This is a genomic window from Neopoerus faecalis (assembly GCF_029218125.1).
GTDB lineage: Bacteria > Bacillota > Clostridia > Oscillospirales > Oscillospiraceae > Oscillibacter > Oscillibacter faecalis_A.
In genome coordinates this window covers 348692-366868 of record NZ_JARFXX010000002.1, presented here as the reverse complement: position 1 = coordinate 366868, position 18177 = coordinate 348692, and the positions used below count along the sequence as shown (strand labels likewise).

Annotated in this window: 22 protein-coding genes and 7 tRNA genes; 14 read left to right on the top strand and 15 right to left on the bottom strand. The window is 47.0% G+C overall.

The features are described from left to right. The 13 genes from PY311_RS04325 to PY311_RS04265 all read right to left on the bottom strand — a co-directional run. On the bottom strand, positions 1-200 hold a 200-nt coding region (locus tag PY311_RS04325), incomplete at its 3' end, for a hypothetical protein (RefSeq protein ID WP_286147421.1). A gap of 459 nt (positions 201-659) precedes the next feature. After that, complete coding sequence (locus PY311_RS04320; protein ID WP_286147420.1) at positions 660-1358, bottom strand: hypothetical protein; 699 nt, start codon at positions 1356-1358, stop codon at positions 660-662. A gap of 612 nt (positions 1359-1970) precedes the next feature. Next, complete coding sequence (locus PY311_RS04315) at positions 1971-2378, bottom strand: hypothetical protein (protein WP_215688145.1); 408 nt, start codon at positions 2376-2378, stop codon at positions 1971-1973. A gap of 15 nt (positions 2379-2393) precedes the next feature. Next, positions 2394-3710, bottom strand: a complete 1317-nt coding sequence (locus tag PY311_RS04310; RefSeq protein ID WP_286147419.1) for an RHS repeat domain-containing protein — start codon at positions 3708-3710, stop codon at positions 2394-2396. Positions 3711-4213: 503 nt separating this feature from the next. Then, positions 4214-4771, bottom strand: coding sequence for a hypothetical protein (locus tag PY311_RS04305; protein ID WP_286147418.1), 558 nt, complete (start codon positions 4769-4771; stop codon positions 4214-4216). 54 nt (positions 4772-4825) lie between these two features. Further along, on the bottom strand, positions 4826-6346 hold the full coding sequence (locus tag PY311_RS04300) for an S-layer homology domain-containing protein (RefSeq protein WP_286147417.1): 1521 nt from the start codon (positions 6344-6346) through the stop codon (positions 4826-4828). 61 nt (positions 6347-6407) lie between these two features. Next, complete coding sequence (locus tag PY311_RS04295; RefSeq protein ID WP_286147416.1) at positions 6408-6596, bottom strand: hypothetical protein; 189 nt, start codon at positions 6594-6596, stop codon at positions 6408-6410. A 100-nt stretch (positions 6597-6696) separates the two neighbouring features. Next, complete coding sequence (locus PY311_RS04290; RefSeq protein WP_286147415.1) at positions 6697-7419, bottom strand: DUF4367 domain-containing protein; 723 nt, start codon at positions 7417-7419, stop codon at positions 6697-6699. Beyond that, positions 7416-7940, bottom strand: coding sequence for an RNA polymerase sigma factor (locus PY311_RS04285; protein WP_286147414.1), 525 nt, complete (start codon positions 7938-7940; stop codon positions 7416-7418). Before PY311_RS04285 ends, PY311_RS04290 begins: the two co-directional genes overlap by 4 nt. Before the next feature lie 314 nt (positions 7941-8254). Further along, positions 8255-8740 (bottom strand): hypothetical protein, encoded by a 486-nt coding sequence (locus tag PY311_RS04280; RefSeq protein WP_215688147.1) that lies wholly within the window; start codon positions 8738-8740, stop codon positions 8255-8257. Between the two features lie 660 nt (positions 8741-9400). Continuing rightward, the gene (locus tag PY311_RS04275; protein WP_286147413.1) at positions 9401-10111 is read right to left on the bottom strand and encodes a hypothetical protein; all 711 of its coding nucleotides are present in this window, start codon (positions 10109-10111) and stop codon (positions 9401-9403) included. Positions 10112-10689: 578 nt separating this feature from the next. Then, a complete protein-coding gene (locus tag PY311_RS04270; RefSeq protein WP_286147412.1) occupies positions 10690-11595 on the bottom strand; it encodes a hypothetical protein in 906 nt (301 codons plus the stop codon). Next, positions 11592-12149, bottom strand: a complete 558-nt coding sequence (locus tag PY311_RS04265) for an RNA polymerase sigma factor (RefSeq protein ID WP_286147411.1) — start codon at positions 12147-12149, stop codon at positions 11592-11594. The genes PY311_RS04270 and PY311_RS04265 overlap by 4 nt, the downstream gene beginning before the upstream one ends. A gap of 14 nt (positions 12150-12163) precedes the next feature. Between PY311_RS04265 and PY311_RS04260 the strand changes: the two genes are divergently transcribed. The 14 genes from PY311_RS04260 (at position 12164) to PY311_RS04195 (ending at position 16485) form a co-directional block, all read left to right on the top strand. Then, positions 12164-12640 carry a metallophosphoesterase gene (locus PY311_RS04260; protein WP_119310992.1) on the top strand — a complete coding sequence of 159 codons (477 nt, stop codon included), beginning with the start codon at positions 12164-12166 and terminating at the stop codon, positions 12638-12640. 16 nt (positions 12641-12656) lie between these two features. Continuing rightward, on the top strand, positions 12657-13052 hold the full coding sequence (locus PY311_RS04255; protein WP_119310991.1) for a hypothetical protein: 396 nt from the start codon (positions 12657-12659) through the stop codon (positions 13050-13052). Between the two features lie 208 nt (positions 13053-13260). Beyond that, on the top strand, positions 13261-13695 hold the full coding sequence (locus tag PY311_RS04250; protein WP_286147410.1) for an Hsp20/alpha crystallin family protein: 435 nt from the start codon (positions 13261-13263) through the stop codon (positions 13693-13695). Between the two features lie 163 nt (positions 13696-13858). After that, on the top strand, positions 13859-14392 hold the full coding sequence (locus PY311_RS04245) for an HdeD family acid-resistance protein (protein ID WP_119310990.1): 534 nt from the start codon (positions 13859-13861) through the stop codon (positions 14390-14392). 114 nt (positions 14393-14506) lie between these two features. Continuing rightward, a complete protein-coding gene (locus PY311_RS04240; protein WP_108979727.1) occupies positions 14507-14893 on the top strand; it encodes a hypothetical protein in 387 nt (128 codons plus the stop codon). 73 nt (positions 14894-14966) lie between these two features. Continuing rightward, on the top strand, positions 14967-15206 hold the full coding sequence (locus tag PY311_RS04235) for a hypothetical protein (RefSeq protein WP_162497703.1): 240 nt from the start codon (positions 14967-14969) through the stop codon (positions 15204-15206). A 346-nt stretch (positions 15207-15552) separates the two neighbouring features. After that, the gene (locus PY311_RS04230; RefSeq protein WP_108979729.1) at positions 15553-15789 is read left to right on the top strand and encodes a helix-turn-helix domain-containing protein; all 237 of its coding nucleotides are present in this window, start codon (positions 15553-15555) and stop codon (positions 15787-15789) included. Between the two features lie 29 nt (positions 15790-15818). Beyond that, positions 15819-15895 (top strand) — tRNA-Glu (locus PY311_RS04225). 6 nt (positions 15896-15901) lie between these two features. After that, positions 15902-15977, top strand: a tRNA-Gln gene (locus PY311_RS04220). A gap of 1 nt (position 15978) precedes the next feature. Next, a tRNA-Cys gene (locus PY311_RS04215) sits at positions 15979-16055 on the top strand. A gap of 3 nt (positions 16056-16058) precedes the next feature. Further along, positions 16059-16135 (top strand) — tRNA-Glu (locus tag PY311_RS04210). Between the two features lie 9 nt (positions 16136-16144). Beyond that, positions 16145-16219 (top strand) — tRNA-Trp (locus tag PY311_RS04205). A 6-nt stretch (positions 16220-16225) separates the two neighbouring features. Further along, positions 16226-16301 (top strand) — tRNA-Gln (locus tag PY311_RS04200). A 96-nt stretch (positions 16302-16397) separates the two neighbouring features. Beyond that, positions 16398-16485 (top strand) — tRNA-Tyr (locus PY311_RS04195). Between the two features lie 131 nt (positions 16486-16616). On the opposite strand, the gene PY311_RS04190 is transcribed toward PY311_RS04195, so the two are convergent. Further along, positions 16617-17072, bottom strand: a complete 456-nt coding sequence (locus PY311_RS04190) for a DUF4368 domain-containing protein (protein ID WP_227145533.1) — start codon at positions 17070-17072, stop codon at positions 16617-16619. 180 nt (positions 17073-17252) lie between these two features. Next, positions 17253-18173: a recombinase family protein gene (locus tag PY311_RS04185; protein ID WP_286147429.1), complete on the bottom strand. Its 921-nt coding sequence runs from the start codon at positions 18171-18173 to the stop codon at positions 17253-17255. Between the last annotated feature and the right edge of the window lie 4 nt (positions 18174-18177).

Here is an 18177-nt window from a genome sequence, read left to right as displayed (position 1 = left end):
CGTGCTTCCAGAATTTTTTCCTTTAGTTCCGGAGTAGCCTTATCTGCATCTAAATATGCAAATTCGCTCGCGCTCTCCAAAATCTCTTCCTGCACTTCTGCTTCCGAGTTCGAATCTGATTCTTTGTCAACGGCAAACGCAGGAACAGCAAGGGCCATCAACATAATAAGCGTCATGGTCATGGATAAAAATTTTTTCATGAAAATACGCTCCGTTCACATTCATCCGATTGATTTTAGGTTCTGTTGTCAGGATCTTAGCTTTCATAGTACATCGGTCTCACCACCAATCCGGAGTGTTTATAATAAGGTCGAATACTGTCTGGCATTCAACTCTTATCCCAAGGGGATGTATCCCCTTGGGTCTGCATATGCAGACCCGTCTTTGCCCTTCTTCATGGGCAGGTTGCCGTAACCGATGCGGATGGTTCCGACACTCCATTGATTGAATATGTCAGTTTAAGAACATAGCTCTTTCCACTCTTCACCGCACAATCCTCGGAAATGTAAGCTTTGCCCTTTCCTGATGCGCTCCAAGAATCCACATAAGTACTCCCTTGATACAGGGTCAGCGTTGCTTTGACTTCATCGGTATTCTTACAGTTCTGAAAATTCATCCTTCACATCAATACTTGCAAGGCAGAATTTTCAAAATACATGTCATGTATCAACACTTGTGTCATACCAAGATTCATCATTGAGAACCCACTCTAATGCATGGTATCGCCATTTCACACAGGTTCCAAGCATATACTTTTCCTTTGGAGTTAAATTGTAAAAAGGTATTCCTCGAACAGCAAAATCCCCCTTCATTCTCCGAATTCTTTTTGCGCACATAACTTCTTGTTGTGTAAATGTTGAAGCAATTGCGTCAACCACGGACATTCCTTTGGTCGTGTCAAATTTTCGCTCGATCTTACTTCTCCAATACCAAAGCATAAGAATATCACGCTGGCTGGCAATCTCTTCTTCATTCCGCAATCTTCCAGTTTGGGAAAGATAGTCTTTAGATTGTCCTATTAAGAGCGCATGAAAATCAGACTGCATGAACTTTCCAATTGGAGTTAGTTTTTCCACGAATGAACAAGCCCATAAAATAGGTTCAATGGATTCACATTCAAATGAACGTTGACCTCGGATGGTAGTTTCAACAGTCTCAATTTCTTGGTTCAATAATTGCATATCTCTACGACTCATTACTGTGTCAAGGCCGTGGGAAACAATCCATGATGCTTCTAGACATTGCTGTTGCTTCCGCTCTTCAATACTGTGAAAACGCCCTTCCGAATATCCGTTTTCCCAAATCAATCGGTCATTGAAGACAAGTTGGATTTGGGCACGTTCTACGAGTTCCTGCACCGACTTTATATGCTCACCTTCTTTAATTAGTTTTTAAAATATGTTGAATACCCACCAATATTATTGGGATGCATTACATCCTGAAACAGGCTAGACATATGCTGACTCTTTTCAACCAGTTGAATTACGTTTGAGTTATCAACGGGATGATGCCATTGCAGGTCGGGTGACGGATTCAGATAGTGACTGGGAGAACGTGTTCCTCCACTACTCATATAATCCAAAACATCATATCCCAACATTTTGTCATAGGCTTGCTTCAAATCCGGATTTTGAGAAATAGCATTGAGGTCATTATACTGCCAGCTATCCTCTTCGCCCTTGGTCGGACCGCTCTGCTTGAGCAGGTTGCCTAGCGTGTCATAGCTGTAGGTATAGGAAAGCGTATCGTAGGGGTAGATTTCCAGCTTGCGGGTGCTGCCGGTGAGCCGGTTAAGGGCATCGTAGGTATATGTCGTGCGGCTCTTGAGGTTTTCCGTAGCATCGCTGTCCCGCTGGAACTCCGTCAGTTGGTTTTTTCCTCCTTTATTTGCATTTGAGAATCAAAAATTGATATGCGACAAAATAAGGGGCAGGATGAGTGATTTTGCCCCTTATTTTGTCAATGTCACATTAGCAAAAAGCGTAAAGAACCAAAAACATTCCTAATGCTATCACGCTGGCAAGTATAGTTACAATCCAAACTCGCCAGATTCTTTTTTCTCGCACGCCACGAACTCCCCATAAACTCAATTCTGCTATGCCACACAAGAGAAGATACTCTGCAAACAGTAATACATTTAGTTCCTGAATATTTGCTGTTTTCAGGAAGTATAGCGCAGAAAAAAGCACGGATGAGAATGCCGAATATATTCGCAGGAGCAAGCTGCCTAATCTGACGGTTAAGGGACGAACCATTGGATATAACAAAGTACTTGCTGCTTTGGGAATTACCACTTGTAGTTCACCCATGGTATCCCTGTTTATTTCAGATATTATCCACGCACACGCACTTCCGCTATATATGGAAAGCAAAGACATGTAACATTTCTCCTTTTAATGCGTGCAAGCAACCTTCATGAAATAGTTATTGTTTGTGGCATTGGAATTAGTAACGCTTGCTTTCTTTGCATCTGTGAGATTAACCGCAGATACTTCAGAGAACTTTTTAATAACATTAGATGAAATTGCAGCATTGATAGGTGCAATAATTGCCGTCTTCACCACTCCCATAGCAAAGTTCTTCGAGATAACACGCTGTGTTGGCTGGGTAATAAACGATTTTACAGTACCCATACCAAATTGTTGGTTAACCATTTTGATTCCCGTTCTTGTTATAGGGGCTTTTGCTCCCGGTCCCCCAATTAAACCTGCAGTCACCCCGCTTACAACTCCCGAAACAATTGCATTCGTTGCCATCTGCCATTTAGAAATTTTCCCGCCATTCGAGTTATCAATTTTGTCTCTTGCGACCGAAGCAGCAGCGGCAGTCACACCGCTAATTACGCCAACGGCAACTGCCCCAAGATTACTTCCCAATGTTGCACCAGTAATTGCCCCTTCCACAAAACTAACCGCAGTTTTTGAGATACTGATATGTCCAGTTTCTTTCTTCGATTGATATGCAGTTACCGCCGCGTTAATGATGCCTCCAGCAAGTGCGCCGACTGCCATAAGCGGAATACGCCCTGTTGGATCAACCTGATTTACCGCGTTATCCTCGACATACAAGTACTGCACTAACGTCGTTGGATCAGCGATGAAGCCCTTTACTGGATCAACCGCATCAAACCGCTTGTTCTCCGCATCGTACATTCTGGCCTTTGCGTAGAACTGGTTCAGGACATCATCATACTCATGGGTGGCGTAGGTAATCTCCGGCAGTAGTCTGCGGAAGCCGCCGTCCACGGTGATGTCTGTGTAACGGCGCACCTCGCCCCAATCGGTGTAGTCTGCCCGTGCGGTCACACGGCCATACTGATCGGAGAGATTCACCACGCTGCCAAGGCGGTCGGTGTGGACGTAGGCCATATTGACGCATTTCTTGATGCTCTGCCCCCACCAGTTGCTGCCTTCGCCAATCGTCATGACCTGCAGCTTGTCCAAACCGTAGGTGTAGAAGAAATCGTAGCCGTCCTGCTCGGACTTCATCAGCACCCGCTGGTCGATGTCCAGTCTGGTATAGTCAATGACATAATCCGTCTTGACCACTTCCGGCTTTTCAATGCCCGTCTCCACGCTGGGCGTCTGGCAGTGGAAGTCCGTGTAGCCGTGGCTGTTGTCCTCAAGAATCTGCTCTGTGCCGACCCGCACGCCGAGACCGTTGAAGGTATATGCGCTGACCTCGCCGGTCTTGTTGGTACCCCGCACCATGCGGTTCGTCTCGTCATAGAGATAGGTCGCAACGGTGATATTCTTGAACTACGCTCGCTTTAAACCGAGCAATTTCAATCTTGTACATTGCTTTTAGTTGAGCGGTCAGCATATATCCTTACCACTTGGTAAGGATATTCCCGCAACAAATGTCACACCAAATTTGCTGGCGTATCCTTCCTTTCAAATTCTGCAGATTTATATGGCGTTTTAACTTTTCTCCAGCGTCTTTCAATTTCTCACTATTCTTTATTTGGCGGGGAGATTAATGATATACCTCCCTCCCCGCCAAATCGCAGTTCATGCCTCACATCTTACTTTATCAACCACGCAAATAATTAATAAAGGTTATGAGCCATGACATCGCTATAAATATTATAATGGCAGTTAAATAGATTCGGATGGTTTTCTTTCTTTCCTTTGGTTTCTTAGGTAGTATTCTTTTTCGCGGAATGTCATGGATAATACTTAAAGCTTCATTTTTCCAGTTCATAACATTCACCTTAGCCGTAGTCATAGATGCGGGTGATCTTCTGCTCGTAGCCGCACACATGCTTGCTCACCATCTGGTTGAGGTCGTTATACTGGTAGGTATCCTCTTCGCCCTTAGTGGGGCCGCTCTGCTTCAGCAGGTTGCCGACAGCGTCATAGGCGTAGGAAACCGTATTGCCCTTGTGGTCCGTCATCTTCTGGAGGCGGCCAAGGAGGTCCAGTTCAAAGGTATTGGTTCCGGTCCAGTCATTCATCTGCACCAGTTCGCCAACCTTGTTGTACTGATAGGAAGCCTCTTTTGCCCCATTGTAGTTGATTTTCTTCACCAAATCAAGGGCTGTGTAGGAATACTGCGTCACATAACCGTCTGCATCGGTCTTGGAAACCATGTTTCCATTCCCATCGTAGACATAGATGGTGCTGTCACCCAGGGCATTAACTTCGCGGGTAACGAGGTTCCGACCATCATACTCATACAGCGTAATTTCGTGAGAGTCCACACCATTGAGCGTATCCACGCGGTGGAGGTCAGTAGACACCAACTGGTCGTTTTTATTGTAGCTGAACACAGACTCCGTTCCCAGTGCGTCAATTCAGAGTTTACGATAGAAAACATGTATTGGTTAAGCATCCGCTGTCAACACAATCTGTCTTGTCACTTCAAAATCGCACACATGAACGCTTTCGTAGGGATGATACCGGACTGTCAGGTAAACGGCAGTCCGGCTGGCCGGACGGAGTTCTGCTGAAGCAATGCTTTCCAACAGGCTCTTCTCGGTGGGAAACTGCTCCACAGGCAGATACCGGGCCAGCGTGTCCGGGTTTGCCAGCAAATCGTCCCAACTCTTTCCACCGTCATTTGTCCTCATCAGGACGCAGGCGTTCTCTTCGCTGCTTCCCAGAAGAATTCCCTCCTGCTCACTAAAGAAAAACAGTCCAGAAACTGTGCACGCAAGCGGACAGCCGACCTTGTCCCAGTTTTTTCCGCCGTTCGTGGTGTGGAAAAGCTGGCCCTCAGAAGCTGCCCAGCCATCAGACTCGCTGCTGAAATGATATGCGCTGGTGTTTTGGGGTACGGAATCCATCTTAGGCACAGCAGCATCGTCCTTCAGCACGCCTGCTGCCTCCAGAACATTCGCACAAGCCCAATGGCTCTCTGCCAAATCTGAAAAGGGATTTTCGACAGTCAGCAGTTCCGTCACAGATTCATCCCGTCCGAGCATCCGGTTGATGGCTGTGACAGCTTCAGCGCGGGTGATCTCACGTTCCGGGTGGAACAGCCCATCGGCACCGCCCTGTAACCAGCCCAGAATCTTCGTGCTGTATATGTACGTTTCGGCCCAGTAATCAGCAGGAACATCTGCAAACACAAATTCTTCCCCATACTGCCCCACAGGTGCCGCAAACTGACAGCGATGCAGCAGAACGGCGAACGCGGCCCTGCTGATCGGCGCATCCGGGCGGAAGGTTCCGTCCGCATAGCCGGTGAGAATACCGTAGCTGGCAAGATATGCAACCGCCTGGGCGCAGTCTTTTCCTGCTGTGTCTGAGAACGGGGCTCGGTAACTGTCGGCCTTATTGCCAGCGTCCAGCAGGGTGTATAGCATCTGTGCCAATTCGCCGCGTGTCAAGGGGGCGTTAGGACGCGCAAGCCCACCGCTCACGGGCAGGTATGCCAGATGCCTCGTTGTTTGGAGCTTCGGCCATTCATCCGGCTGAGCCGGGGCCAAGCCTTTCCGCAAATTCTCCATGGAAAAGGCGGAGGATACCCGTCGAAAGGCATCCAGAAAATCTCCGCCGGTGGGAGCGCCTCCTCCTGGCGTCTTCCATAGAAATACCTGGTTCTTTCCCATGGCGATGATCTGGTACGCCATATCATCGTAGTGTCCGGAGAAGAAATCAGACCGTGGGGAAACCACTACAATGGAGCCGATCTCTCCCCCGTATTTTTCACGGGAGGGAACGTGATAAAAGTTCACGCCGGTATCGGTTTCCTCGGCAATGGCCTCGCCCTGACGAACGCCGGGAACCGTGATGGAAAATCCAAGCTGGCTGCTTTGATACTGGAATAATGCAGGGGCGGCTGCTTGGGCCGGGATGCCCAGCAGCAGGCTTATTGCCAGTAAAATAGAGATCCGTTTCATTTACAGCAATTCCTCCTTTGAGAATTGTCACACATGGTGACCTTGTTCCCATGGAATGATCTCAGTTCCCCGGTTCAATTACAAAATCGCCATCACCGAGGTCATACCGTGTGCTTCCATCCGGTAGAGTTTCACCCTGCATATCCTCAAGATACACCTCTTTGGGTTTTCCCTTAAATCCGGTTATACAAAACACCGCAACAGTAACAACCAACACCATCACCAAAATACCTACGGCCCTACTTTTCATAAAGAATCCTCCTTATTGTTTTTTTCATGGGTAGGTTCTGGCTCTCTATTATCAAGACGCAGATGGCAGGGGCTTTCTTACACGTTTTTGCAGGTTTTCTTTATTTTTCTGTTTTCACCAAGGAAACGCTTTCGGCCATGTGCAAAATATCCTCAGCGCCAAGAGCTGCGCTAACGGCAAACAACATGTTTTCATCTGGAACAATCCAAGTAATAGTACTATCTGCCCCCTCCGTATCTCTGGTGAGATATAGCTGTCCTTCTAAACCATTCACAGTAACAGGAATGATATCTGCGTTTTCTATTCCAAAATTACTGCTTGCTCCCTGTTGCATATAGATATATTGCAGGTAAATCCACGAAGCGTTTTCATCATTTACATTCTGATATATAATACTTACATAAGAGGGCCACTCCACACGTTCGGTCTCAGCATATCCTTCTGGCAAATCTGTAACCTCATATTGGGGCATTTCATCGGCAATCTGTTCTCCCGAAAATCTATACACCACATGGGTTTCATACCATTCCGTGACCCAGCGCACCACTGCGGCCCGGACCGTGGGACTGACTGCCATCAGGCTCCCCAGGCTCAGCGAGAACACCAGCAGGATCACGGCAATCTTTTGCGCCACATTCTTCCACAGGGGCCGTGCCCGCTTTTGAGCCCACTTCAACGGATCTGATAACATCGCCGCTATTTGCCGCTGATAATGGCGCGTTGGTTTGAAAGCAGGCACATCATCGGTTTCTTTTTCACAATCCCGCTTGATTGCATCCAGCAGGACATGCTGCATCATCCTGTCCAGTTCTCGGTCCGTCATACGCAAAATCCCTCCTTCTCAACAATTTCGCGCAGCAGTGTGCGCCCCCGCGTTGCACGGGAACTAACAGCTGTTTCGGAGATACCCACCCTCTTGGCGATCTCCTTATCCGTGTAGCCATGGAGCATCTTCAGTTCCAACACAGAGCGGTACGTTTCCGGCAGCCGCGTAAACAGATCTATCAGTTCCGTATACCCAGATATATCGTTGATATCCTCCGTAAGTCTGTCCCAGTCTTCCAAAGAAACCGTCCGGCTGTTCTTCCGAAGAATGGCCCGCGCTTCATTCTTCACTATAGAAATGATCCAGAAAGGCAATTCCTCACATGGAATCTCGAAAATTTTCTCAAAATGCCGGATCATCTGCATGAATGCGTTTTGTACCGCATCCTCAACATCACGCTGCTCTTTCAAAATGCGCATCGCTGCCCGTTCCATTTGGACATGATATTTCTCATAGATCTCAATAAATTTTTGCTTATCTGCATCGCTCTCTAACGCAGCTAACAGAACTGCCAGCATAATAACACCACCTCATTCTTTATGAAAAAGTGCGTATACCCACCATTTTATAAATGCATTTGAACCGCGATTTCTCACATTGTTTTCAAATATTTTTAGAAAATTTTTTTAAGCTGTTGCCAGTATAACATGGTGTGCCTAAAATCGCTACAGTCACTACTGCTGTATATAGGTCGTTCAATACAATTATACTGTTGCTATAAAAAGGCACAGGCTGGAGATAAATCTCCAGCCTGTATCTTCGTTCATAATTCTATAAAGCATTTGCGCATGGACATGGCAAGTTTACTCCGCCCATACACTTGCATTACAGGTCACTTTTCTAATTGTTCTATGCAAACAATGACATTTGCATTCGTCATCGGATTGTGAACATATGAAATTCTAATATTTTTGGAAGTATCTGATATAATTCCATGGTCAAAAATTGTATCATGATAGCCAAATGAAATATCAGAATAACCATATTCAAACCAAACGCCATTAACGCTAAATGCCTCACGCTTATTATATATGTTTGTGGGCGCACTAAACTCTTCAACATTACCTTCAACGACACTATAATGCCCCATGTAATATGGGAGAAGTTGCGTTGCAAAAGCATAAATGTGTCCGACAAGCATAATACATTGAATTATTGCAAAAACCTTAAGTCCTCGTACAGATCTCACAAAACATAGTTTTTCTTTTATTGCCGGAATAAAAGAAAGCATAAGCAGTGAAAAGAATAACATTATCGGCCAGAGAAACCATACGGGTCTAAAGTCACGCAGGCTCGCAGAGAACAATACAACGTTCATTTAAAGTGACACTCCTAATGTATAGCTAAGAATATTCCGTACAGTAGTACAGGTAACCGTTTTAAAATAGTCCCTTATAGTGTTGTAGTACGAATCAAATCCGAAGATTTTTTGCACAGATGTATGGGAGATCAAAAAATGCAATTCCGCCGCACTTCCCGCACTACTTAAAGTTGGCAACAATTGTGAGACTTTGCTACCCACCTTTGAACCGCGAATTCTCACATCGTCTTTTAATATTTTTCAAATAAATTCTTTGAGCTGTTGCCAGTATAACATGATATGCCACAAATCTCTACATCCTCATGTACCATGTGGAATGTTTAATGACTACGCTGTTACGGAAAGAAGCAGACCGAAGATAAATCTTCAGCCTGCTTCTCCCTGCATAACTCCACAAATGTTTTCTTCCTGTGCCAGTCACCAGATTGCTTCTTTTGTCATAGTCACAGGATATCCCTTTAATCATTGCTGTATAACATGATGCATCCAAAATCACTATAGTCACCACTGCCGTATAGATCGTTCAATGCGATTACACTAACTCTATAAAAAGACACAGATTGGCGATAAATCTCCGATCTGTGTCTTCTTGATGCGTCCGGCAACGGTAATGCCATTTCAAAGGTGTATAAATTTTTTATCTCACATTATAAAAGTCTAAATAAATTTTTCTTTGATTGCATTGATTGCATTTCTGTTATGGATTTCATTATTTCTAATGTGTGCTTCTATCGCTTTATAATTTTCGTCATCTATCATCGCCAATAAATCTTCTAACTGCTCATTGACTTGTAATTCTACTGGCGTAGGTAGTAAACCGGTCGCCGCTGCTCGAGCAGAGAGGGCAGACTTCCGCTGAGATAATAATAACTGTATTTGTTGTGATGCATAGTCCCAGTTTTTTGCTTCTAATGCCATATACATTATGTTTGCGTTTGGACGCAGTGGGGCTTTCCCGCAAATTCTTCTTTCTACTTCTAGAATATTGGGAAGAGCCGATTCGCATGATTCCGACTTCTGGAAGAACGGGTACAACCAAGAAACATATTTATTTTTTAATTGGATAATACATTTGTCAATTTCTGGACGCTCCCGAGGGGTATACGGTTCTCCGGGATCTATTCTTTCTTTCAGTTGATACACAGAGTAGGTTTCAAATCCAATATCAGAAAAGTTGGAGAAAGGGCTACATATTGGTATGATGTCGAACCTTAATGTGGCAGTGTGCCCGGTAGATGAGCGATATAGTTCAAACCCCTGCATTACATCATTGACTATTCGAATATATCCATGAGGATATCTTTCAAATCCGGCTGGTTTGACGATGCAGTCAAAAGATTGAAAGAACTGTTTTCCCATGTAATCCATATTACATCTCCTTATAAGGAGGGGCGCTCTCTAAGGAGCGCCCCCTCCTATGCACTTTGTTTTAGACAAGACCGAGAGCGATTGCCGTTTTAGGTGCCGCTGCAGGCATAAAATAGCAAACACCCCCAACTACGACAAGTATACCGGCCATTTTTAAATCTGCTAGTATTTTCTCCGTCTTCAGATGATACGTGTACTCATAAGTAATGATACCATTCTGGTAATATCCGTAGCTCACATCATATTCAACATATTGCGTGTCATAATAGAAACACCCATATACTTGTGCCAGAGATATTGGGGAGCATTTTTGCTCTTCCATCAAAAGAGAAACCAGCAATAGCAGAGGATTGATATCCGGTTTTCAGATCGAGTACCGCAACGCTTTGATCCGCGTTCACCAAAAGCGCATAGCGAGTACCTACATCTACGAGCCCGGCTGTTTTGCCATCTTGTGTTCTGATGGAAAGGTTATTTGCAGTCTCTGTTACACTCCCGGTTTTGACATCGCAACTCCAAGCAGAAAAACAGTTTTCTTTTTGCATCGTTAGAATTACGGTAATATGTGCTTATTTTGATTACTCATTTGCCAGCAAGGACAATACTTCCTGTAGGGCTTCTTCCGATAGAACCGCGCTAACCCCGCTGATGCCAAAAATCTGTCCCGATTGCGAGTTCATATGGTATGATTGTCCATCTACGATAAAAACGAGATCAACAGGAAAACTTGCATCTTCAATGTCATATTTTTGTGTCTTAATTATCTGTGAAATACTTGTTGAAGCAGCTTCATCAAGTACCACCGTCTTAACTACATCTTGTCCGTCAGGTGTCATTTCACCAAGATATTTAACATAAACTGTGCCTTTTACCCAGTTTGTCTGATTCAAGCTATTGTCGGTAAGCCAGTCTGAAAGAAGAATTTTTATTTGTGGTATGCTGTCATATAAAGAAAGGTACTCATCGGCAATTTTGGCATTCCCAGAATCATATTGCACATCAGATGCCAATACCAAACGAAATGTATGCGTGGCCGTTGTGGCAATCGTATACCCTGGTTGAGCATAGGAAAAATCCATCGGGAATTGTCCATCAATACATTCAACCCAAAATAGAGAGCCCTTCAAATTCGTTCCGTTATCAGTTTCTTCCTCTCTCGCTGCAAGGCTATATACTTTGATATCACCATCATCTAAAATATCATAGCCGTATTTTCCAGACCATTCGTCAGGTAATATCAGCGAAATTCCAAAATCACTAATATCAATAATCTCTTGGTTTTTTTCAACATAAATCTTCTCAGAAAAGGCCAATGCTCCTACGCTAAAGCTACAAACCATTAGGGCGATAACGGCAGCAATCGTTGCAAGCTGCCGGATACTTCTTCTCCGGTGTCCCCGTCTATAATTTGGTATCTGTTCAGCTTGCCGGATCAGTTTATCGTTCACATTTCCGATTCTGTCAGAAAACTGCTTTTCATTCATAGGTCAACACCCTCGCTTTCTAAATAGCTTCGCAACTTTTTCCGTATGTTGAACAGCATAGATTTAATTTTACTCTGGCTATACCCTGTGCATCTGCAAATCTCCTCAATCGAATCAAAATACCAGTATCGGCATAAAAAAATGTTGCGCTTTTCTTCCCCTATCTGACAAAGGAATGTGTCGATAAGCTGCTCGATGCGCCGATTTTCTGCTTCACTTTCAACATACTCCTTGCCAGAAACACAGTCACCAAGTTCTTCAAATGAACAAATCGCCTCTGGCTTTCGCTTTTCTGCGGAGAGGTATTCATACTTTTTCAGGGCAAGATTTCTGGTAATTCTACTTGCGAATACGGAAAACGGTGACGGCCTTTCTTTGGGAATGGCATTCCATAAGCCTAAATATGTATCGTTCACACATTCCTCGCTGTCCTCATGGTTTAGTAGGATATTACTGGCAATGCGAAAAAAGAGCTTTCCGTATTTTGAGGAGGTTTCTGTAATGGCATCCTCGTTCCTCTCCCAATATAGCCCAATGATTTTTTCATCTTCCATAGGCGACCTCCATTGTGGTACCGCGGTCTAAAAGCGCTTTCACTACCGTCTATATCCTGGGCGATATGGCCATGCGGGGTAAGAACAGTGCACTACTCGCGCTGGTTGCCCAGTTGAAGGGCAAGAAGATTTTGTTTCGCGGTAACCACGATGACCTGTCCGACTATCGCTATCAGCGGCTCTTTGAGGAAATCACTGACTACCGGGAGATTGCCGATTCCTTTGATGGAAAGACATACAAGCTCTGCTTGATGCACTATCCCATCCTGATGTGGAACGGCCAGCATCGCGGATCGATTCTTCTCTACGCCCATACTCATAATACTGTGGAAGAGGCATTCTTCCAGAAATGCGTCAAAGAGCTCAACGAGAACAAGAAACTGAATGTTCAACAAGGAAAGCCCATTCGCGCCATCAATGTCGGCTGCATGATGCCTTACATGGGCTACGAGCCGAGAACGCTGAAAGAAATCCTATCCGCGCATGAATAAGAAAGGAGTGCTGCCTGTGCTGCCAAAAGCACTGTTTTTGAGCACGATTGAGAAGATACGCCAGCAGGAGGCTCGTATTGATGAGTTCGATAAGGCCCTCAGTAAAATGTGCGATGGTTTTCCTGCCTTCGACAAGGACAATCTCTACCTGCTCGCACTGCGCGATTTGCTGAAGTACACTATGCAAGACCAGTATGACAATATCGGCTGGTGGTTATACGAAGCGCCGGATGCCGGTTACACCGTATCCTGGGAAGAAGCCGGCAAGGAAGTCTCTGTTGATTTGACTGAGGCCGGCGCCCTCGAAGTAAAGAAGTCGGGATGCGAGTTTTTAATTTATAAACAAAATGACGATAATTTAAATCGAAACCAAAGAAAAATCGAATATAACAAAACGAATACTCAAAAATAGCAGGAAAGTGTGAACAAAGATCGCTGATTTTGTAAACGTTGGCACTCGTATATTGACATTGCTAAAAACGGGGTTATAATGAACACGATCTTAGGGAGAGGGATAAAGAGATCCCCCCCAAGAAATCAAATCAAATTATAAATACTCAAGCTCCGGACCGGGAGCTTCTCCCGGAACCGAGAGCGGGAATTGAATGGAGGAACAATTTATGTTACCCAGTATTTTTAGTGAGAACCTGTTTGATGATTTCTTTAATAGCGCAATGTTCCCGAAGGCCGAACATGAGCTGTACGGCAAGCATGCGAAGAACCTGATGAACACCGATGTGCGGGAGGTCGAGAACGGTTACGAGATCGACATGAACCTGCCCGGTTTTAAGAAGGACGAGGTAGAGATCCAGCTGCAGGACGGCTGCCTGACCGTCGGCGCCGCCAAGGGACTGGACAAGGACGAGGAGGATAAGAAGGGCCGTTATATCCGCCAGGAGCGTTACGCCGGTTCCCTCAGCCGCAGCTTCTATGTGGGCGAGGATGTGGAGCCTCAGGATGTGAAGGCCAAGTATGAGAACGGCGTTCTGAAGCTGTTCGTCCCCAAGGCCGAGGTCAAGCAGGTGCCTGCTCAGACCGCTATCGCCATTGAGTGACCAAATGGCCGGGGCCCGCAAGGACGGGTCCCGGCCGGTTTCTTTTAACGGCGGTCCTGCGTCGTATTTCCGTCCGGGTTCCGGGCGGGGATACGAAACAAGATCGAATGGATCGACGGGAGGAAAGTTGGATCCCCCTCTTTTTCCTTAGGAGGCATGATGTATGAATAAAACCGTTTCCCGCGTGCTGTGGATCGTGGCAGGTGTGCTGCTGATCGTGGCGGGTGGTGCGTGTATGCTCCATCCCGGCGCTACCCTGAGCGGGCTGTCCTTCCTGTTAGGAATGGCCATGTTATTTTCCGGTGTGGTAGATATTATGATTTTTGCCACGGCGGGCAGCAGTATTTACGGTTCCGGATGGTTTTTGGTGGATGGCATCCTTACGGTGCTGCTGTCCATCTTCCTGCTGTGCAACCAGATGTTCACCATGATGACTCTGCCCTATATTCTGGGTATGTGGCTGTTGTTCTCCGGCATCACGAAATTTGTAAACTCCTTTGATCTGCGCCGGTTTGGAGTGCGGGGATGGGGCTGGGTGACAGCCTTCGGCCTGCTGATGGCGGCGGCTGGATTCCTCTCCTTTATGGACCCCTTGGCTGCGGCGGTGACGCTGTCCGTTCTGGCGGGGCTGTTCCTGATGATCCAGGGCGTGGTTTCCATCGCGTTCGGGTGTCTGTCCGGACGGTTCTGGATGTAAAGCTTAACAACAAAAATCCACGGTCGCACAGGCTGACTATCTTGTTGAAGAGGTTGCGCATAGAGATGCCTTGAAGGCAGTGCACGGCAGTCATGACTCATGGGAGGAAACACAATGAGTACGCAATATGAATTTATGAAACGACAGGTCGTTGAAGAAGTGGCTGCTCTTCAGGAAAAGCTAATCGCAATCCAGGCGGATTGCATCAACCGGATCAAAGAAATCCCCGTCACTTCTGACCTGGAGGACACCATGGATGAACTGCTTAATAAAATCTCAAATCAGTTCCTCTTTCAGATTGAGGAACCGGAAAGTGCGTCCGTCGTGATCGGCACAGCAAGAGCCGGTCATTTTTCCTGGAGAGTCGAGAATGGGTTTCGAGACATTTTCTCCGTAGAGCAGTGGCTCCGCGACAATCCCGAGTTCAGCATCTATGATGAATACGGTACAGCTATTACATGGGAGCAATTCAAAGAGGCTGTAGCCTGGTGTAATGGGTGAAAACTGCACTTGAAACGGTTTGTGCATTCTGACATATTGGGACCGCATTTTTTTGTACAAGGAGTCGATGACCATGGAGTACAGGGGCCTTTATGTTTCTGCAACACCAGATTGTGAGCCTAATGAAGGCGGATACTATTGTCAGGTATATGCCGACGAGGATTATGGCGACCAGATCGACGACTTTTGTATCCATCCAGATGAGCTTGAAGAGAATGATGATATTAAGCACTGGGGCAAGGTCAATATCGACGGCAGCTACCGATACTATGTTGAGAATGGTGTCATCTCTCCAGAAAACAGCGATATTTAACCACAAGTTGAATGACAAACCGAAAGAGTTGTGGTATAGTACAGTCAGAAACCAAGAACAAATCTCTACAGAAAGGACGCAGAACTATGAAGACTATTTCTTCCGCTATCTTCTATATGAGCGAATGGCAGGCTATCTTCCAGTGCGAGGAATATAGCTTTTGCGAAGCACGCCCATATCAAGATAAGCAGAAGAATATGATCGGATTGAGTACCTGTTGACCTGAAAGAATCGGTCTATCAGGATCTCCTTCTCTGAATTATTGAAGCCGCTTGTCTTGAGTGCAGACAAGCGGCTTTTTCATGCCCATGAGGCCAAATAATTCAGATAGGAGGTGTATTTGAGAATGAACATTCCAACGATCAACCTTGCTCGCACAGGCACCAATATTGTGATGCTTCGCAAAGCAGCGGGGCTGACGGTGCATGACCTACAAATGGCATTCGGCTTCAATTCCCCGCAGGCCATTTACAAGTGGCAAAACGGCACTGCGCTGCCGACTGTAGATAATCTTATCGCCCTTGCTGCACTGCTGCATGTGCGTATTGATGATATCCTCATTACCGATCACTCGGTTGCTTAATATGCAGGGAGAACTTCTCCCTGCCATACGGTCCGCTCGTCTAAATGGTTAGGACACAGCCCTTTCACGGCTGCAATGACCGGTTCGAGTCCGGCGCGGATCTCCATAATACTGGGATATTGCTAAGCGGCTAAGGCACCGGCCTTTGATGCCGGCCACTGTTGGTTTGAATCCAACTATCCCAGCCATGATACGGTACTCAAGAGGTTGAAGAGGACAGCCTGCAAAGCTGTTAATCGTCGGTTCGAATCCGACCCGTATCTCCATCTGGTGCCTTCGTCTAATTGGTTAGGACGCAAGCCTCTCAAGCTTGTAATGCTGGGTTCAAATCCCGCAGGCATCACCATCATCATACAGGGGTATAGTTTAACCGGAAGAACAGCGGTCCCCAAAACCGCCCGTGGGTGTTCGAGTCGCCCTATCCCTGCCAATATACTGGGGTGTCGCCAAATGGTCAAGGCACCGGTCTCTGACACCGGCATTTGTTGGTTCAAGTCCAGCCACCCCAGCCATATTTGGAGAGTGAACCCGGAAGGCCCGGGGACCGCCCGCTAAGCGGATCGTATCAGAAGTGATATCAGATTCGAGTTCTGCGCTCTCCGCCATATGGGTCAGTGCGCGTAGTTGGCGATCGCAGCGGTCTGTAAAACCGTGACATCTGAAACATCGTTGGTTCAATTCCAACCTGACCCACCAAAATAGAGGGGTACCCGCTTCTGGGTGCCCCTCTTTCATAATGGTCACATCATTGGCCGGGTGGTCGTAAAACAGTAAAATGAAAAAATGGTGAAAACCTTGAGTTTTCAAAGGGTGCGGCGTGACTTCGGTCACGCCGTTTCCTCTTTCATCAGCTCATTCAGCGGGATGAAGCCCAGCCCATCGTACTGGATGTGAATGTGCTGCACACGCTTCCCGCTGGATTTGTCCGGTGCGTCCACATAGATGGCGGACACCAGTTCCCGCAGAGCGTAGCCGTCCAGCTTATCGATGCCCACATACTTGTGCGCCGTCTGAATGAACTTCTCAACGTTTTCGTTCTGTCGTTCCTGTACTTCAATTTCCTGTCGCAAAGTTACGCACTCGGTCTCCAACTGCTTCTGCTCCGTTTCATAGGTCAGGCTCAGCATATCGAAGCGCTCATCACTCAGCCGTCCGCAGGCGTTGTCCTCGTAAATCCGGATGAACAGCCGTTTCAGTTCAGCGATGCGGTTTTCGTTCCGTTCCAGCCGTTTCCTTCGGATGCGGATCTGCTCACTGCTTTCCAGCCGGAGTTGTTCCTCCATCACTGCACGGAAATGTGCCTCATGCCGCAGAATGTAGCCCGTCACAGCCTGAATGTGTTTCAGGACTATGTGGCTGAGTACGGTTTCCCGGATGTAATGAGTACCGCACTTGTCCTTGTGCTTCTAATGGAGAGAACAGTCAAAGAACGCGCCCTCCGGTCAGTAATTGTTCGTCGCCCCTTAATACAGCTTCTCACCGCAGTCGGCACAGTACACCAGCCCGGAAAAGATGCTGCTTCGGCCTGTACGGGTATTGCGATGCCGCTGCTGGCGCACCTGCTGTACCTTCTCAAACACGGCTTCCTCGATGATGACCTCATGTGTATTGGGGAAGATGGCTTGCTTCTCAAGGGGATTGTCCCGCTGCTTCTTGTCCCAGATGGAGTTGGTATAGGTCTTGAAGTTCACCGTACAGCCCGTGTACTCCCGCCGTTCCAGAATCGCCACAACGGTACTGCTGTGCCAGTCGCAGGGGTCCTCCGGTTTCTTGTTTGGGGTCTTGATGCCCTGCAAGGCCCTGTATGCGCTGGGCGTTAGCACCTTGTCCGCTTTCAGTTGGTTGGCGATCTGCATGGGACCACGGCCCTTCATACACAGGTCGAAGATGCGTTTCACCACATCAGCGGCTACCGGGTCAACCACCCAGCGGCGGGGGTTCTCCAGGTCTTTTACATAGCCATAGGGCACATTGGTGGTCAGGGGTACGCCTCGCTCACCCTTGGCTTTCTGGACGGCTCTGATCTTGCGGCTGGTGTCCCGGGCATAGAACTCGTTGAACCAGTTTTTGATGCCCGCAAAATCGTTGTCCACACGGTTAGGGTCAATGGTGTCGTAGTTGTCGTTGATGGCGATGAAACGAACACCGTTCTGCGGAAAGGTGAAGTTGGTGTAAAGCCCGGTCAGCGCGGAGTTGCGGCCCAGTCTGGAAAGGTCTTTGGCGATCGCCACGGCCACCCGTCCCGCCTCGATTTCGGCCAGCATGGCCTGAAAGCCGGGACGGTCATAGGTCACACCGCTTACACCGTCATCCACGAAAAAGGTTGGGTTGGGGAAGTGATGCTCCCTGGCATACTGCAAAAGCATGGCCTTCTGAGACGAGATTTGT

What these genes read in the sequence shown, in the direction of transcription:
- PY311_RS04315 (WP_215688145.1), bottom strand. Translation starts at nt 2,378, where the DNA reads ATGTCTTTGCTTTCCATATATAGCGGAAGTGCGTGTGCGTGGATAATA.
- PY311_RS04310 (WP_286147419.1), bottom strand. Translation starts at nt 3,710, where the DNA reads ATGGTGCGGGGTACCAACAAGACCGGCGAGGTCAGCGCATATACCTTC.
- PY311_RS04300 (WP_286147417.1), bottom strand. Translation starts at nt 6,346, where the DNA reads ATGAAACGGATCTCTATTTTACTGGCAATAAGCCTGCTGCTGGGCATC.
- PY311_RS04295 (WP_286147416.1), bottom strand. Translation starts at nt 6,596, where the DNA reads ATGAAAAGTAGGGCCGTAGGTATTTTGGTGATGGTGTTGGTTGTTACT.
- PY311_RS04290 (WP_286147415.1), bottom strand. Translation starts at nt 7,419, where the DNA reads ATGACGGACCGAGAACTGGACAGGATGATGCAGCATGTCCTGCTGGAT.
- PY311_RS04285 (WP_286147414.1), bottom strand. Translation starts at nt 7,940, where the DNA reads ATGCTGGCAGTTCTGTTAGCTGCGTTAGAGAGCGATGCAGATAAGCAA.
- PY311_RS04280 (WP_215688147.1), bottom strand. Translation starts at nt 8,740, where the DNA reads ATGAACGTTGTATTGTTCTCTGCGAGCCTGCGTGACTTTAGACCCGTA.
- PY311_RS04275 (WP_286147413.1), bottom strand. Translation starts at nt 10,111, where the DNA reads ATGGATTACATGGGAAAACAGTTCTTTCAATCTTTTGACTGCATCGTC.
- PY311_RS04270 (WP_286147412.1), bottom strand. Translation starts at nt 11,595, where the DNA reads ATGAATGAAAAGCAGTTTTCTGACAGAATCGGAAATGTGAACGATAAA.
- PY311_RS04265 (WP_286147411.1), bottom strand. Translation starts at nt 12,149, where the DNA reads ATGGAAGATGAAAAAATCATTGGGCTATATTGGGAGAGGAACGAGGAT.
- PY311_RS04250 (WP_286147410.1), top strand. Translation starts at nt 13,261, where the DNA reads ATGTTACCCAGTATTTTTAGTGAGAACCTGTTTGATGATTTCTTTAAT.
- PY311_RS04245 (WP_119310990.1), top strand. Translation starts at nt 13,859, where the DNA reads ATGAATAAAACCGTTTCCCGCGTGCTGTGGATCGTGGCAGGTGTGCTG.
- PY311_RS04240 (WP_108979727.1), top strand. Translation starts at nt 14,507, where the DNA reads ATGAGTACGCAATATGAATTTATGAAACGACAGGTCGTTGAAGAAGTG.
- PY311_RS04235 (WP_162497703.1), top strand. Translation starts at nt 14,967, where the DNA reads ATGGAGTACAGGGGCCTTTATGTTTCTGCAACACCAGATTGTGAGCCT.
- PY311_RS04230 (WP_108979729.1), top strand. Translation starts at nt 15,553, where the DNA reads ATGAACATTCCAACGATCAACCTTGCTCGCACAGGCACCAATATTGTG.
- PY311_RS04190 (WP_227145533.1), bottom strand. Translation starts at nt 17,072, where the DNA reads ATGGAGGAACAACTCCGGCTGGAAAGCAGTGAGCAGATCCGCATCCGA.